11 protein-coding genes are annotated in these 13,664 nt (G+C 63.6%); 8 read left to right on the top strand and 3 right to left on the bottom strand.

The window, feature by feature from the left end; genetic code table 11:
- Nucleotides 1-43: 43 nt before the first annotated feature.
- The 8 genes from recR (at nt 44) to AC1DZ8_RS01800 (ending at nt 8,175) form a co-directional block, all read left to right on the top strand.
- Nucleotides 44-649: a recombination mediator RecR gene (gene recR, locus AC1DZ8_RS01835; protein ID WP_477300492.1), complete on the top strand. Its 606-nt coding sequence runs from the start codon at nt 44-46 to the stop codon at nt 647-649.
- A 194-nt stretch (nt 650-843) separates the two neighbouring features.
- Nucleotides 844-2,121 carry a lytic murein transglycosylase gene (locus AC1DZ8_RS01830; protein WP_477400280.1) on the top strand — a complete coding sequence of 426 codons (1,278 nt, stop codon included), beginning with the start codon at nt 844-846 and terminating at the stop codon, nt 2,119-2,121.
- 261 nt (nt 2,122-2,382) lie between these two features.
- Nucleotides 2,383-4,026 (top strand): ABC transporter substrate-binding protein, encoded by a 1,644-nt coding sequence (locus AC1DZ8_RS01825; protein WP_477400279.1) that lies wholly within the window; start codon nt 2,383-2,385, stop codon nt 4,024-4,026.
- A gap of 18 nt (nt 4,027-4,044) precedes the next feature.
- Nucleotides 4,045-5,106 carry an ABC transporter permease gene (locus tag AC1DZ8_RS01820; RefSeq protein WP_477300498.1) on the top strand — a complete coding sequence of 354 codons (1,062 nt, stop codon included), beginning with the start codon at nt 4,045-4,047 and terminating at the stop codon, nt 5,104-5,106.
- Nucleotides 5,107-5,302: 196 nt separating this feature from the next.
- Nucleotides 5,303-6,229: a nickel transporter permease gene (gene nikC / locus AC1DZ8_RS01815; RefSeq protein WP_477300500.1), complete on the top strand. Its 927-nt coding sequence runs from the start codon at nt 5,303-5,305 to the stop codon at nt 6,227-6,229.
- 10 nt (nt 6,230-6,239) lie between these two features.
- Nucleotides 6,240-7,076, top strand: a complete 837-nt coding sequence (locus AC1DZ8_RS01810) for an ABC transporter ATP-binding protein (protein WP_477300502.1) — start codon at nt 6,240-6,242, stop codon at nt 7,074-7,076.
- Nucleotides 7,073-7,822: an ABC transporter ATP-binding protein gene (locus tag AC1DZ8_RS01805; protein WP_477400278.1), complete on the top strand. Its 750-nt coding sequence runs from the start codon at nt 7,073-7,075 to the stop codon at nt 7,820-7,822. The genes AC1DZ8_RS01810 and AC1DZ8_RS01805 overlap by 4 nt, the downstream gene beginning before the upstream one ends.
- A gap of 14 nt (nt 7,823-7,836) precedes the next feature.
- On the top strand, nt 7,837-8,175 hold the full coding sequence (locus tag AC1DZ8_RS01800; RefSeq protein WP_477300506.1) for an immunity protein Imm33 domain-containing protein: 339 nt from the start codon (nt 7,837-7,839) through the stop codon (nt 8,173-8,175).
- 12 nt (nt 8,176-8,187) lie between these two features.
- Here the strand turns inward: AC1DZ8_RS01800 and AC1DZ8_RS01795 are convergent, their stop codons facing one another.
- Genes AC1DZ8_RS01795 through AC1DZ8_RS01785 form a run of 3 tightly spaced genes read right to left on the bottom strand, consistent with a single transcriptional unit; the run spans nt 8,188 to nt 13,492 of the window.
- Nucleotides 8,188-11,283 (bottom strand): efflux RND transporter permease subunit, encoded by a 3,096-nt coding sequence (locus tag AC1DZ8_RS01795; RefSeq protein ID WP_477400277.1) that lies wholly within the window; start codon nt 11,281-11,283, stop codon nt 8,188-8,190.
- Nucleotides 11,280-12,365 (bottom strand): efflux RND transporter periplasmic adaptor subunit, encoded by a 1,086-nt coding sequence (locus AC1DZ8_RS01790; protein WP_477300510.1) that lies wholly within the window; start codon nt 12,363-12,365, stop codon nt 11,280-11,282. The genes AC1DZ8_RS01795 and AC1DZ8_RS01790 overlap by 4 nt, the downstream gene beginning before the upstream one ends.
- Nucleotides 12,362-13,492 carry an efflux RND transporter periplasmic adaptor subunit gene (locus AC1DZ8_RS01785; RefSeq protein ID WP_477300512.1) on the bottom strand — a complete coding sequence of 377 codons (1,131 nt, stop codon included), beginning with the start codon at nt 13,490-13,492 and terminating at the stop codon, nt 12,362-12,364. Before AC1DZ8_RS01785 ends, AC1DZ8_RS01790 begins: the two co-directional genes overlap by 4 nt.
- Nucleotides 13,493-13,664: the final 172 nt, after the last annotated feature.

Raw genomic sequence — 13,664 nt, 5'->3', positions numbered from 1 at the left:
GCGGCATGTTTCAAAGCGCGCCGAAAAATCCTAGATCAGTGCGATGTCCAAGCGAATCGCCGGTCCCGAGATCGAACGCCTGATCCAGCTCCTGGCCAAGGTGCCGGGCCTCGGCCCGCGTTCGGCCAGGCGCGCCGCACTGCACCTGATCAAGAAGAAGGAACAGCTTTTGTCGCCGCTCGCCGCCGCCATGGGCGAGGCGGCCGACAAGGTGCGCATCTGCACCACCTGCGGCAATGTCGATACGGCAGATCCCTGCATGATCTGCACCGATCCGCGCCGCGATGCCAGTACGCTGATCGTCGTCGAGGATGTCTCGGATCTCTGGGCTTTGGAGCGGGCAGCGGCGATGAACGTGCGCTATCACGTGCTCGGCGGCACGCTGTCGCCGCTCGACGGCATCGGCCCCGAACAGCTCAACATCCGCTCGCTGGTCGACCGCGTCGCCGGCGGCGAGGTCAAGGAAGTGATCCTCGCCGTCAACGCCACGGTCGAGGGCCAGACCACGGCACATTACCTGACCGACCAGCTCTCTGGTTTCGAGGTCAAGGTGACCAGGCTCGCGCATGGAGTGCCGGTTGGTGGTGAGTTGGACTATCTCGATGAGGGTACGCTAGCCGCCGCGTTGCGATCGCGGACGGCGTTTTGACGCAATTGGCGGAGAGGGTGTGCGACATGACCGGTACGCATTCTTCGAGGTTAGCGCCAAACACCCCCCTCTGTCCTGCCGGACATCTCCCCCTCAAGGGGGGAGATTGGATGTCGCTTCGGTTTTCGCCAACCACCAGCGTTGAAAGAAGCATCCCGTCCGAAAAGCTGCTGATCTCCCCCCTTGAGGGGGAGATGTCCGGCAGGACAGAGGGGGGGGTGACGGAACGCGGATCTTTCACATTAGCACTCGTCACGTTTCTCACAGCCCTTGCCGCTCTCCTCCTCATCTCTCCCGCCTCCGCCGCCAAAATCGACGACCAGTTCCGCACCTGGCTGCAAACCGATCTCTGGCCAGAAGCCCAGACCAAAGGCATTTCCAAAGCCACATTCGACGCCGCCTTCGACGGCGTAAAGCCCAACCTCAAACTGCCCGACCTCGTCCTGCCCGGCGAGAAGCCCAAAGCCCCGCAAAAGCAGCATCAGGCCGAGTTCGGCTCGCCCGGCGCCTATTTCGCCGAAAAGACGGTGCGCGCCGTTACATCAGGCGGGCGCACGCGCGAGGCGGCCAACGCCAGGACGCTGGCCGCCATCGAGAAGCGCTACGGCGTCCCGGGCGAGGTGCTGCTGGCGATCTGGGGGCGTGAAACCGGCTTCGGCGCGGCAAAGATGCCTTACGACGCCTTTCAAGTGCTCGGCACCAAGGCGTTCATGTCGACCAAGAAAGATTTCTTCCGCACCGAAGTTCTGGCCGCTCTTGAGATCGTCGAGCGCGGACTGGCGCCGGTCGGCGCCATGAAATCGTCCTGGGCCGGCGCACTCGGCCAGCCGCAATTCATGCCGACCTCCTTCCTCAAGCATGCCGTCGATTTCGACCGTGATGGCCACCCCGACATCTGGAATTCGACCCCGGACGTGCTGGCCTCGATCGCCAACTATCTCGTCCATTATGGCTGGGTGAAGGGTCGCGGCTGGGGTTTCGAGGTCACGGTGCCGGCAAGCGTTTCCTGCTCGCTAGAAGGCCCTGACCAGGGCAGGAAGATATCGCAATGGGCGGCTCTGGGCATCAGCCGCGTCGACGGCAAACGGTTTCCGGGCAGCGAACTGAAGGCTGAAGGCTTTCTGCTGATGCCGGCCGGGCGCAGCGGACCCGCCTTCATCGCGACGCCGAACTTCTACGTGCTGAAGGAATACAACACCAGCGACCTCTACGCCCTGTTCATCGGCCATGGCGCCGACCGCATTGCGCACGGCGATGCCGACTTCGCCGGCAAATGGGGTCCGGTCGGCGGTCTCCATCGTTCCGACATCGCCGCCTTGCAGCGGGCGCTGGAGGCCAAGGGCTACGATGTCGGCAGCGCCGACGGTCTGCCCGGCTTCAAGACCCGGCGCTCGATCGGCAGCTGGCAGGAAAAGAACGGCCGCGCCGCCACCTGCTTTCCCGACGCCGATCTGGTCGCCGCGATCAAGTAGCACTGACAAGAGCAGATTTTTCCAAATAGGCGGCTGCAATTGGCTGGCCCATGCTTCGACGCGCGCAGCACATTCCGCTCCACTATGCCAGCTCATAAATGCCCGTTGCCGGTTGGAGGGCTGCCGGATAGGGTGTTGACCAATTGGAAAAAAATCAACACGGTAAGGGGTCTAACGGTCGTCCTTCGGCCGCGAAAAAGATTACTGCAACCCTGAGCCGGGAACTCGGGTCAACAATCAACAAAACAGGGAACAATCATCATGATGATGGAAAAGTTTGCTCTACGCTCGCGCGTTTGGCTCGCCGGTGCTGCCATGTCCGCGCTGCTCATTGGCGTTGCTCCTGCCTTTGCCGTGACGCCCGCCGACACGCTGGTCGAAGGTTTTGCCATCGACGACATCATCTCCATGGATCCGGGCGAGGCGTTCGAGCTGTCGACCGCCGAGGTCACCKGCAACACCTATGATCTGCTGGTGCGCCTGGATCTCAGCGACACCTCCAAGGTCAAGGGCGATCTCGCCGAGAGCTGGACCGTCTCCGACGATGGCCTTGTCTATACGTTCAAGCTCAAGCCCGGCCTGAAATTCGCCTCCGGCAATCCGGTCACCGCGGCCGACGTCGCCTACTCCTTCGAGCGCGCCGTCAAGCTGGACAAGAGCCCGGCCTTCATCATCGGCCAGTTCGGTATCAGCGGCGACAACGTCACCGACAAGGCCAAGGCGGTCGACGATGCGACGTTCCAGTTCACCGTCGACAAGGCCTATGCGCCGAGCTTCGTCTTGAACTGCCTGTCGGCAACGGTCGCCTCGGTGGTCGATGCCAAGCTGGTCAAGGAACATGTCGCAGCGGTCACGCCGAGCGCCGACTACAAATATGACAATGATTTCGGCAACGCCTGGCTGAAGACCGGCTATGCCGGCTCCGGTGTCTACAAGCTGCGTGAATGGCGGGCCAACGAGGTCGTCGTCATGGAGCGCAACGACAACTACTATGGCGAGAAAGCCAAGCTTGCCCGCGTCATCTACCGCAACATGAAGGAAAGCTCGGCGCAGCGCCTGGCGCTCGAAGCCGGTGACATCGACGTCGCCCGCAATCTCGAGCCGAACGATCTCGACGCCATCGCCAAGAACGCCGATATAACGACCACCGCTGCCCCGAAGGGGACGGTCTACTACATCAGCCTCAACCAGAAGAACCCGAACCTGGCCAAGCCCGAAGTGCGCCAGGCGTTCAAATATCTGGTCGACTACGATGCGCTGAGCACGACCATCCTCAAGGGTATTGGCGAGATTCACCAGTCCTTCCTGCCCAAAGGTGATCTGGGCGCCGTAGACGACAATCCCTTCAAGCTCGACGTCGCCAAGGCCAAGGAATTGCTGGCCAAGGCCGGCCTGCCCGATGGTTTCAGCGTAACCATGGACGTACGCACGGGACAGCCGACCACCGGCATGGCGGAATCCATCCAGCAGACGCTGGGCCAGGCCGGCATCAAGCTGGAGATCATCCCCGGCGACGGCAAACAGACGCTGACCAAATACCGCGCCCGCAATCACGACATCTATATAGGCAATTGGGGCCAGGATTATTTCGATCCGAATTCCAATGCCCAGACCTTTGCGTCGAACCCCGACAATTCGGATGCCGGCAAGTCGCATACGCTCGCCTGGCGCAACTCCTGGGACATTCCGGACCTGACCAAGGAAACGGAAGCCGCCCTGCTGGAGAAGGACGCGGGCAAGCGTGCCGATATGTACAAGGATCTGCAGCAGAAGATCCTCGACACCAGCCCCTTCGTCATCATTCACCAGCAACTCGAAGTGGCCGGCCTGCGCAAGAACCTCAAGGGCTTCGCGCTCGGCCCGAGCTTCGACAGCAACTTCGTCGGCCCGGTCTCGAAAGAGTAATGCCCACGGGCGCGCCGTATGAGCGCGATTGAAAACCAAAGCGGGCGCGGCAGCGCCCGCGCCTTCGCTATTGCATCGGCGATCGGCCGTTTCCTGGTCATCGCGGTCACGACCTATCTTGGCCTGCTCGCGGTGACCTTCTTCATCGGCCGCGTCATCCCGATCGACCCGGTGCTGGCGGTGCTGGGCGACAGGGCGCCTCTCAATGTGGTCGAGCGCACCCGCCGCGAGATGGGCCTCGACCTGCCGCTGATCGAGCAGTTCTATATCTATGTGAAGAATGCGCTGAACGGGGATTTCGGCACGTCGGTGCTGACCACCAATCCGGTCATGACCGACATCCGTCGTGCCTTTCCGGCAACCATCGAACTGGCGACTTTGGGAACGCTGATAGGCTCGTTGATCGGCGTGCCGCTCGGCGTGCTGGCAGCGGTAAAACGCGGCAGCCTTATCGACCAGATCGTACGCGTCATCGGCCTGATCGGCTATTCGGTGCCGATCTTCTGGATCGGGCTTCTGGGGCTCGTCCTGTTCTACGCCAAGCTGCAATGGGTGGCTTTCCCGGCCCGCCTGGACGTCGTCTACGAATACACCTTCACGCCGATCACCGGCTTTTATCTGCTCGACGCCGCGATGCAGGGGCAATGGGATGTCTTCTACGACGCCTACCGCCACATCATCCTGCCGGCCTCGCTGCTCGGCTATTTCTCGCTCGCCTATATCAGCCGCATGACGCGCTCCTTCATGCTGAACGAGCTGTCGCAGGAATACATCGTCGCCGCGCGCGCCAAGGGCCTGTCGGAGACGCGCATCATCTGGGGCCACGCGCTGCGCAATGCAGCTGTGCCGATGGTCACGGTGATCGCGCTGTCCTATGCCGGCCTGCTCGAAGGTTCGGTGCTGACCGAGACCGTATTCTCCTGGCCCGGCATCGGCCTCTACATCACCAATTCGCTGCAGAACGCCGACATGAACGCCGTGCTCGGCGGCACCATCGTCATCGGTTCGGTGTTCATCGGCATCAACCTTCTGTCCGACCTGCTCTACAAGGTGCTTGATCCGAGGACGAAGGTCCGATGAGCAGAGGTATCCCACTTTCGATCTCAGCTGCGGCCAATCACCCCCACTCCGGCCCTTCGGGCCACCTCTCCCCCTGCCCGAGGGAGAGGAAAAGCCGGTCGCGCGCCTGGCGCCTTTCCTCTCCCCCGTCGATCGGGGGAGAGGTGGTCTGCGAAGCAGACCGGAGTGGGGGTCGACGGTTTCAAGGGGCATCGACATGACCGCCTCCGACGCCCGTCCTCTCTCTCGCCGCGATTGGCTGCTCAGCGAGCGGCCGGCCTCGCGCATGCAGGCAAGGCTCGGGCGCGCCTATGTCGCCTGGCGGCGCTTTTCCGCCAACCGGCTGGCGTTTCTCGGCCTGCTCATCATCATCGCGCTGCTGGTCGTCGCCGCCTTCGCCGACGTGTTGGCGCCCTATTCGCCGACCATTGGCGACTTGAAGAACGCGCGGCTCTTAGCGCCCAGCGCGGCGCATTGGTTCGGCACCGACGATCTCGGCCGCGACATCTATTCGCGCATTCTCTTTGGCTCGCGCTGGACGCTCTATGTCGTCATTCTTGTCGCCATCATCGCAGCACCTATCGGCCTGCTGGTCGGCACCGTCGCCGGCTATGCGGGCGGCTGGACCGATGCGATCCTGATGCGCATCACCGACATTTTCCTCGCATTCCCCAAGCTGATCCTGGCGCTGGCCTTTGTCGCGGCACTTGGCCCCGGCATCGAGAACGCGGTGCTCGCCATCGCCATCACCTCCTGGCCGCCTTACGCCCGAATTGCCCGCGCCGAGACGCTGACGGTGCGCAATTCGGATTACATCAAGGCGGTGCAGTTGATGGGCGCCTCGCCGTTTCGAATCGTGCTGCGCCACATCATGCCTCTCTGCATCTCCTCGCTGATCATCAGGGTGACGCTCGACATGGCCGGCATTATCCTCACCGCTGCCGGTCTTGGCTTCCTCGGCCTTGGCGCGCAGCCGCCGCTGCCGGAATGGGGCACGATGATCGCATCCGGCCGCCGCTTCGTGCTCGACCAGTGGTGGGTGGCCGGCGCGCCGGGCTTTGCCATTCTCATCGTCAGCCTCGGCTTCAACCTGCTTGGCGACGGCCTGCGCGACGCGCTCGATCCCCGGAGTGGCGACCAATGAGCGAGGATCAATGAGCGGCACCCTTCTCGACGTCGACGACCTGCGTGTCGATTTCCCGACCCGCACCGGCCTGATCCAGGCGGTGCGCGGCGTCACGTTTTCGCTCGGCCGCGAGCGGCTAGGCATCGTCGGCGAGAGCGGTTCCGGCAAGTCGCAGACCGGCCGCGCCATTATGGGGCTGACGCCGCCGCAGGCCCTTGTGTCGGCGAAGACGCTCGCCCTCGACGGTATCGACCTTCTCGCCATGCCGGCTCGTCAGCGCCGGGCGCTGCGCGGCAAGCGTATCGCCATGATCCTGCAGGATCCGAAATATTCGCTCGATCCGGTGATGAGCATCGGCCGCCAGATCGTCGAGACGCTGCGCACGCATGAGAAGGTCTCCAAGGCCGAGGCGCGCGACCGGGCGCTCGCCATGCTCGAAGCGGTGCAGATCCGCGATCCCTCGCGTGTCTTCGACCTGCATCCGCATGAGGTCTCCGGCGGCATGGGCCAGCGCGCCATGATCGCCATGATGCTGATCGCCGGACCGGAACTGATGATTGCCGATGAGCCGACCTCGGCGCTCGACGTCACCGTGCAACTCGACGTGCTGAACATCCTCGACAAGCTGGTCAGCGAGCGCGGCATGGGGCTGATCTTCATCTCGCATGACCTGCGGCTGGTTGCCTCCTTTTGCGACCGGGTCATCGTCATGTATGCCGGCAAGGTGGTCGAGCAGCTCAAGGCCTCGGAACTGCGCGATGCGCAGCATCCCTACACGCGCGGCCTGCTCAACTGCATGCCGAGGATCGGCTACGAACGCCACCCGCTGCCGGTGCTGGACCGCAAGCCGGAGTGGGCGGCATGACTCCAGCCATTTCCATCGACGGGCTGGAGGTGGTGTTCGACCGCTTTCGCGCACTGAAGGGTGTCAACCTCGAAGTCCAGTCCGGCGATTCCTTCGGGCTGGTCGGGGAGAGCGGTTCCGGCAAGTCGACATTGCTGAAAGCCATCGCCGGCCTCGTGCCGGCCAAATCCGGCACCATCACAGTCAACGGCAAGACGCTGGGGCCGCGTCGTGACAAGGCTTTTTATCGCGAAGTGCAGATGGTCTTCCAGGACCCCTATGGCTCGCTGCATCCGCGTCAGACCGTCGACCGCCTGCTGCAGGAGCCGCTCGCCATTCATGGTTTTGCCGACGGCGAAAAGCGTATCCAGCAGGCTCTGGACGAGGTCGGCCTCGGCAACGGCTTCCGCTTCCGCTACGCGCACCAACTGTCGGGCGGCCAGCGCCAGCGTGTCGCCATTGCCCGCGCCTTGATCCTCGAACCGTCGATCCTGCTGCTCGACGAGCCGACCTCGGCCCTCGACGCCTCGGTGCAGGCCGAGGTGCTCAACCTCCTGGAAGAGGTCCGTCGTCGACGCAAGCTGACCTTCCTGATGGTCAGCCACGACCTCGCCATCATCACCCATATGTGCGAGCGGCTGATGGTGATGGAGAACGGCGAAGCGGTGGAAAATCTCACCGCGAGCCAGCTGATCGGGCACCGGGTGGAGAAGGATTACACGCGCAATCTGTTGAGGGCGAGCGAGGGATTTGTAAGAACCGCTTGAATCTGGGGTTTCCTATGGCGGAATGGAACTTCGAAGACCCACCCAATGTCGCGGTGTTGTCAGACAAGAGCATATTTAAAAATGGCGACTGGATCGCATACGTCGTGCACGAAGCTGATGACGACGATAACTACAACGATGAAGGTGGCAGTTGGCAATTTCATAGCAGCGAAAAGCAAAATCGGGATGAACGCGAGATAATGCTCGTCAGCCTCCAGAATGTGGTTCAGCGGGATGAGAGCATCCTGGAATTGGCCGATTTGCCAAAAGGCTGGCATGCTTGGCGTACTTCGAAATTGTCGCCCTGGCAGCGCGCCAAATCACTCCCTGTACCCTCCAACGACAACGAGTGATGCAGCAGGGCCTTAAGTCGAGCTTTGCGCCAGTTCGCCGTTCTCCGGAGCGGATGGATTGTCCCCCTGCTTCGGCTCCTTGATCCGGAACCAAGTCACATAAAGCGCCGGCAGGAACAGCAGCGTGATCGCGGTACCCGCGATGATGCCGCCCATCATGGCGTAGGCCATCGGGCCCCAGAACACTTCGCGCGCGATCGGGATCAGCGCGAGACTCGCGGCCGCCGCCGTCAGCGCGATCGGCCGCATGCGGTGCTCGGTCGCTTCGATCACCGCTTCCCAGCGATCCTTGCCTTCCCGCACCAGATCCTCGATCTGCACGATCAGGATGACCGAGTTGCGGATCAGGATGCCGATCAGCGCCAGCACGCCGAGGATGGCGACGAAGCCGAGCGGTGCGCCGCTCGGCACCAGAGCCGCGACCACGCCGATCAGGCCGAGCGGCGCCACCGCCACCACCAGGAACAGGCGCTGGAAGCTCTGCAGTTGCACCATCAGGATGGTCGCCATGGCAAACAGCATCAGCGGCACGACGGCGGCGATCGGTCCCTGGCTTTTGGCGCTTTCCTCGACCGAGCCTGCGGTGGCGACCGAATAGCCCGGCGGCAGCTTGGCGATGAAGGCGTCGACCGACGGCTTCAATTCATTGACGACGGTCGCCGGCAGCACATCGCCGACCAGGCCTGCGCGCACCGTGATCGTAGGAATGCGGTTGCGCCGCCACACCGTCGGCTGTTCGAGGTCGTAGCGGAAGTTGGCGACCGCCGCGAGCGGGATCGCCTCGCCGTTGCCGGTCGGCAGCTGCATGTTCTGCAGCGTGTCGATCGAGCCGCGTTCGGCCTCGCGCGAGCGGGCAATGACGCTGATCAGATAGGTGGCGTCGCGCACCTGGGTGATGGTGGCGCCGCCGACCGTGCTGTTCAGCGCGCTGGCGATGTCGGAGGAGGTGATGCCGAGCTGGCGCGCCTTGTCCTGCAGCACGTCGACCCTCAGCACGCGTTGCGGTTCATTCCAGTCGAAGGTCGGCGCCGCCAGCTTCGGATTGACCGAGATCAGGCCGGCAAATTGCTGCGCGAGATCCCGCACCGTCTGTATGTCGGGTCCGCCGACGCGGTACTGCACCGGGCGCCCGACCGGCGGCCCGAGCTCGAGCGGCTTGACGAACGCATCGGTACCGACGAATTCCTCGCGCAACAGCTTCTCCAGCACCGGCTTCAGCCGGTTGCGCGCCTCGATGCTCTTGGTGACGATGACGGTCTGGCCGAAATAGGGATTGGCCGGCTGCACGTCGAAAGCGAGCAGGAAGCGCACCGCGCCCTGGCCGATATAGGACGAGAAATGGTCGACGTCGGGATTACCGGCCAGCGCCCGGCCTTCGAAGCGCTCGATCTGGTCGCGGGTTTCGGTGACCGACGAATTCTGCGGCAGGTTCCAGTCGACGATCAGCTCCGGCCGGTCCGAAGGCGGGAAGAACTGCTGCTGGACAAGGCCGAAGCCGGCTATCGAGCCGGCAAACAACAACACGGTGACGAAGATCGTCAGCCAGTGATGGCGCACCGAGCCCACCAGCACGCTCCGAAACAGCTTGGTGAAGCGTCCGGCCTGCTCATGTTTGTGCTTCATCGTCGCCGGCAGGATGGTGACGCCTAGCAGTGGCGCAAACAGCACCGCCACGATCCATGACACCAGGAGCGAGACCGCGATGACGACGAACAGCGTAAACGTGTATTCGCCGGCAGCGCTGTTGTTGAGGCCGATCGGGATGAAGCCGGCGACCGTAACCAGCGTACCGGTCAGCATCGGGAAGGCGGTCGATGTATAGACATAGGTTGCCGCCTTGCGCAGATTGTCGCCGACCTCCAGCCGCGCCACCATCATCTCGACCGCAATCATCGCGTCGTCGACCAAGAGCCCGAGCGCGATGATCAGCGCGCCCAGCGAAATGCGCTGCAGCGAGATGCCGAGATAGGCCATCACGGTGAAAGTGATGGCCAGCACCAGCGGGATCGACAGCGCCACGACGAAGCCGGCGCGCATGCCGAGGCTGATGAAGGACACGGCAAGCACGATGGCGACCGCCTCGAACAGCGCCTGCGTGAAGCCCGAAACGGCTTCCTCCACGATCACCGGCTGGTCGGCGACCAGATGCACGCCGACGCCTATCGGCAGGTCGGTCAGCACCTCGTCCATTTTCTTCTCAAGTGCGGCGCCGAATTCGAGCAGATTGGCATTGGGCTTCATGCCGATGGCGAGCCCGATCGCATCCTGGCCGTTGAAGCGGAACAGCGCGGTTGGCGGATCGGCATAGCCGCGCCGGATCGTCGCCACATCGCTCAGCCGGAAGAAGCGGTCGTTGACGCGCAGATTGATGCCGCGCAGGCTCTCCTCGGAGGTGAACTGTCCGCCGACGCGCACACTGACGCGCTCGGGCCCGGATTCGATGACGCCCGACGGCGTGATGGCATTCTGATCCTGCAGGCTCGCCACAATCGCCTGCTGGTTGAGGCCGAGGGCTGCGATCTGGCGGGTCGAGAATTCGAGATAGATGGCTTCGTCCTGCGCGCCGACCAGGTCGACCTTGCCCGCGTTAGGCACCGTCAGGATCTGGGTCCTGACATCCTCGACATAGTCTCGCAACTGGCGCGGCGTCAGCCCGTCCGAGGTGAAGGCGTAGATATTGCCGAAGACGTCACCGAAACGGTCGTTGAAGAACGGACCCTGCACGCCTTGCGGAAACTGCGCCCAGATGTCGTTGACCATGTTGCGCACCTGGGTCCAGTTCGGCACGACATCGCGCGCCTTGGTGGTGTCCTTCAGGTTGACGAAGATGACGGTCTTGCCCGCCGTGGTGACCGAGCGGGTGAAATCGAGGCTGTCGAGTTCCTGGAGCTTCTTTTCGATCCGGTCGGTAACCTGCCGCACCGTTTCGTTGACCGAGGCGCCCGGCCAGTTGGCCTGGATAACCATGGTCTTGATGGTGAAGTTCGGATCTTCCTCGCGGCCGAGGTTGAGGTAGGCGAAGATGCCGGCAACGACGAAGACCAGCATGAAGTACCAGACCAGCGAGCGGTGGTTGAGCGCCCAGTCGGAGAGGTTGAACCCCTTCATGACGCGCCTCCTTGCGGGATCTTGACCTTCTGGCCCTCCACCAGGCTGTGGACGCCGGCGGTGACGACGCGCATCCCGGCCTCGAGCCCTTCGGCGACGATGAAGCTGGCGGCGCTCTTCGAGGCGATCTTTATCTCGCGCGTCGAGACGCTCAATGTCTTTTCATCGACGATCCAGACCTTGTCGCCGCCATTCTTCTGCAGCAGCGCTGATAGTGGCAGCTCGATCGTCGGCGCCACTTTCGCCACCCGCGTCGCCGTCACCGTCGAGCCGAGCCGGAAGGCTTGCGGCGGATCGGTGAGCGTCAGCTTGACGCGGCGGCTGCGCGTCGAGGGATCGGCCTGCGGTGCGATCTCGCGCAGCGTGGCCTGGGTTTGGATTGATGGCAGCGATTGCAGGATGACCTCGAACGGCGTGCCGACGGAGAGGTCGCCGGTCAGCTGGTCGGGAATGTCGACCACCGCTTCGCGCAAATCCGAGCGCGCCACTGTGACGATGGTCTGGCCCGCCGAAACGGTCTGGCCGACCTCGGCGCCGGTCGCGGTGACGACGCCGTCGAAGTCCGAAAACAGCCTGGCGTAACCAAGCTGCTCCTGCGATTTGGCAAGCGCCGCCTTGGCCCGCTCGACGCCGGCTTCGGCGGCTTGCCTCGCCTGCTGCGCGGCGTCGAAGACGGCCTGCGAGGTGTTGGCGGCGGCAAGCAATTGGCGCTGGCGGTCCTCGCTGGCGGCGGCGTTGGTGAATTGCGCCTCGGCATTGGAGAGTTCGGCCTTGGCCGCTTGCACGGCAAGTTCCAGCGCTGTCGGATCGAGCGTGGCGATCGTCGTGCCCTTGCTGACGATATCGCCGACCTTGACGTCACGCGAGACGACCCGGCCGAGCAGGCGGAAGGCTAGGTCGGCGCTGACCTGAGGCTCGATGGAGCCGGCGAAGCCGAAGGTTCGCGTCGTCTGCGGCTCGATCACCATCGACAGCACCGGCCGGATGATCTCGGGCGGTTTTTCCTCCGATTTCGAGCAGCCGGCGAGCGCCGCTATTGCAGACAAGGCAGACACAAAGAGCAGGATACGCCGCCGCCTCATTGTACGGCTCCCGAGATCTCGACCGCCTGTCCGGGGCTGAGCAGCTGGCCACCGGCGGTGACGACGCTTTGTCCGGCCTCTAGCCCCTTGTCGACGACGACCACGCCGGAATCGAAGGCCAGCACATTGACCAGGGCTGTTGCCACCGCTTTGGTCGAGGGATCGACAATCCAGACAGCCGGCTTGCCCTCGACCGAGGTCAGCGCCTGCCAGGGCAGGATGATGGCTTTCGCCGGTCTGGCGTTGACCGAGCCGATGACGGTGGCGCCGAGCGGCATGCCTTCCGGCGTATCGGCAATGCCGACCTTGACCCGCACCGACCCCGAAGCCGGATCGACCGCGGGAGAGACTTCACGCACCTTGCCCAAGGCCTTCACCTGCGGGTCGGCCAGCAGCGTGATCGTCACCGACGGCGATGGCGCCGTTTTGGCGACCAGCGTTTCCTGGACGTTGAACACCGCGTCACGGTCACCGTCCTCGGCGACGGTGAAGACCGTCTGTGCCGCCTGTACCACTTGCCCGGCTTCGACCTGGCGAGCGGTGATGACGCCGGCAGCGCCCGCCTTGAGCTCGGTGAAGGACAGGTTCTCCTTGGCATTGGCAAGCGCGCTCTGTGCCTGATCGACGCTGCCTTGCGCCACTTTCTGCGCCTGGTCGGCGGCATCATAGTCGCGCCTGGTGGTAAAACCCTGGGCAAGCAGGGTCTTCTGCCGTTCGAAGGCGGCGGCGGCCTGGGTCAGTTGCGCTTGCGCTGCGTCGAGATCGGCCTGCGCCGAGCGCAAATCGGATTCCTGTTCCTGCGGATCGATGCGGGCAAGCACGGCGTCCTTGTCGACATGCTGGCCGACATCGACGAGGCGTTCGGCGACGCGGCCGCCGACGCGGAACGACAGATTGTTCAGCGTGCGCGCCGCGATCACGCCGGTCAGCGAGGTCCTCGGCGCGTAGTCGGCCATCGCCACCGTCTCGGTGCGCACCATGATGGGCAGCTTCTTGGCCGCCGCCTCCTGCTTCTGGCAGCCGGCTAGAATGAGCGGCGCCATCGCACAGACGAAAAGGATCGGGGAAAACGAAAGAAGGCCGGCGGCCGGGGGCTGCGGGGCGGACGATGTCGCGTTCCTGCTCATGGGGTCCCTCACCGATCCGGGACGCTCATGACGGGTGAGCTGTCACAGACTGAAGCGAGGATAATCGATCCCAAGGAAAAGGAAACCGGTCTCGTACGCGTATCGGTCGGTGGCAGGCCCAATCGCCGGGCGACGGTGCCGACTTGAGGAAAACGTGAAATAAGGTCAGAAG

The sequence above is a fragment of the Mesorhizobium sp. P2_F7 genome (genome assembly GCF_056403695.1).
The sequence above is the reverse complement of the archived record's forward strand: the minus strand, read 5'-3'. Positions and strand labels throughout refer to the sequence as shown.

Bases quoted from the DNA above. Each gene is read 5' to 3' on its own strand.
- recR (WP_477300492.1), top strand. From the start codon at position 44: ATGTCCAAGCGAATCGCCGGTCCCGAGATCGAACGCCTGATCCAGCTC.
- AC1DZ8_RS01830 (WP_477400280.1), top strand. From the start codon at position 844: ATGTCCGGCAGGACAGAGGGGGGGGTGACGGAACGCGGATCTTTCACA.
- AC1DZ8_RS01820 (WP_477300498.1), top strand. From the start codon at position 4,045: ATGAGCGCGATTGAAAACCAAAGCGGGCGCGGCAGCGCCCGCGCCTTC.
- nikC (WP_477300500.1), top strand. From the start codon at position 5,303: ATGACCGCCTCCGACGCCCGTCCTCTCTCTCGCCGCGATTGGCTGCTC.
- AC1DZ8_RS01810 (WP_477300502.1), top strand. From the start codon at position 6,240: ATGAGCGGCACCCTTCTCGACGTCGACGACCTGCGTGTCGATTTCCCG.
- AC1DZ8_RS01805 (WP_477400278.1), top strand. From the start codon at position 7,073: ATGACTCCAGCCATTTCCATCGACGGGCTGGAGGTGGTGTTCGACCGC.
- AC1DZ8_RS01800 (WP_477300506.1), top strand. From the start codon at position 7,837: ATGGCGGAATGGAACTTCGAAGACCCACCCAATGTCGCGGTGTTGTCA.
- AC1DZ8_RS01795 (WP_477400277.1), bottom strand. From the start codon at position 11,283: ATGAAGGGGTTCAACCTCTCCGACTGGGCGCTCAACCACCGCTCGCTG.
- AC1DZ8_RS01790 (WP_477300510.1), bottom strand. From the start codon at position 12,365: ATGAGGCGGCGGCGTATCCTGCTCTTTGTGTCTGCCTTGTCTGCAATA.
- AC1DZ8_RS01785 (WP_477300512.1), bottom strand. From the start codon at position 13,492: ATGAGCAGGAACGCGACATCGTCCGCCCCGCAGCCCCCGGCCGCCGGC.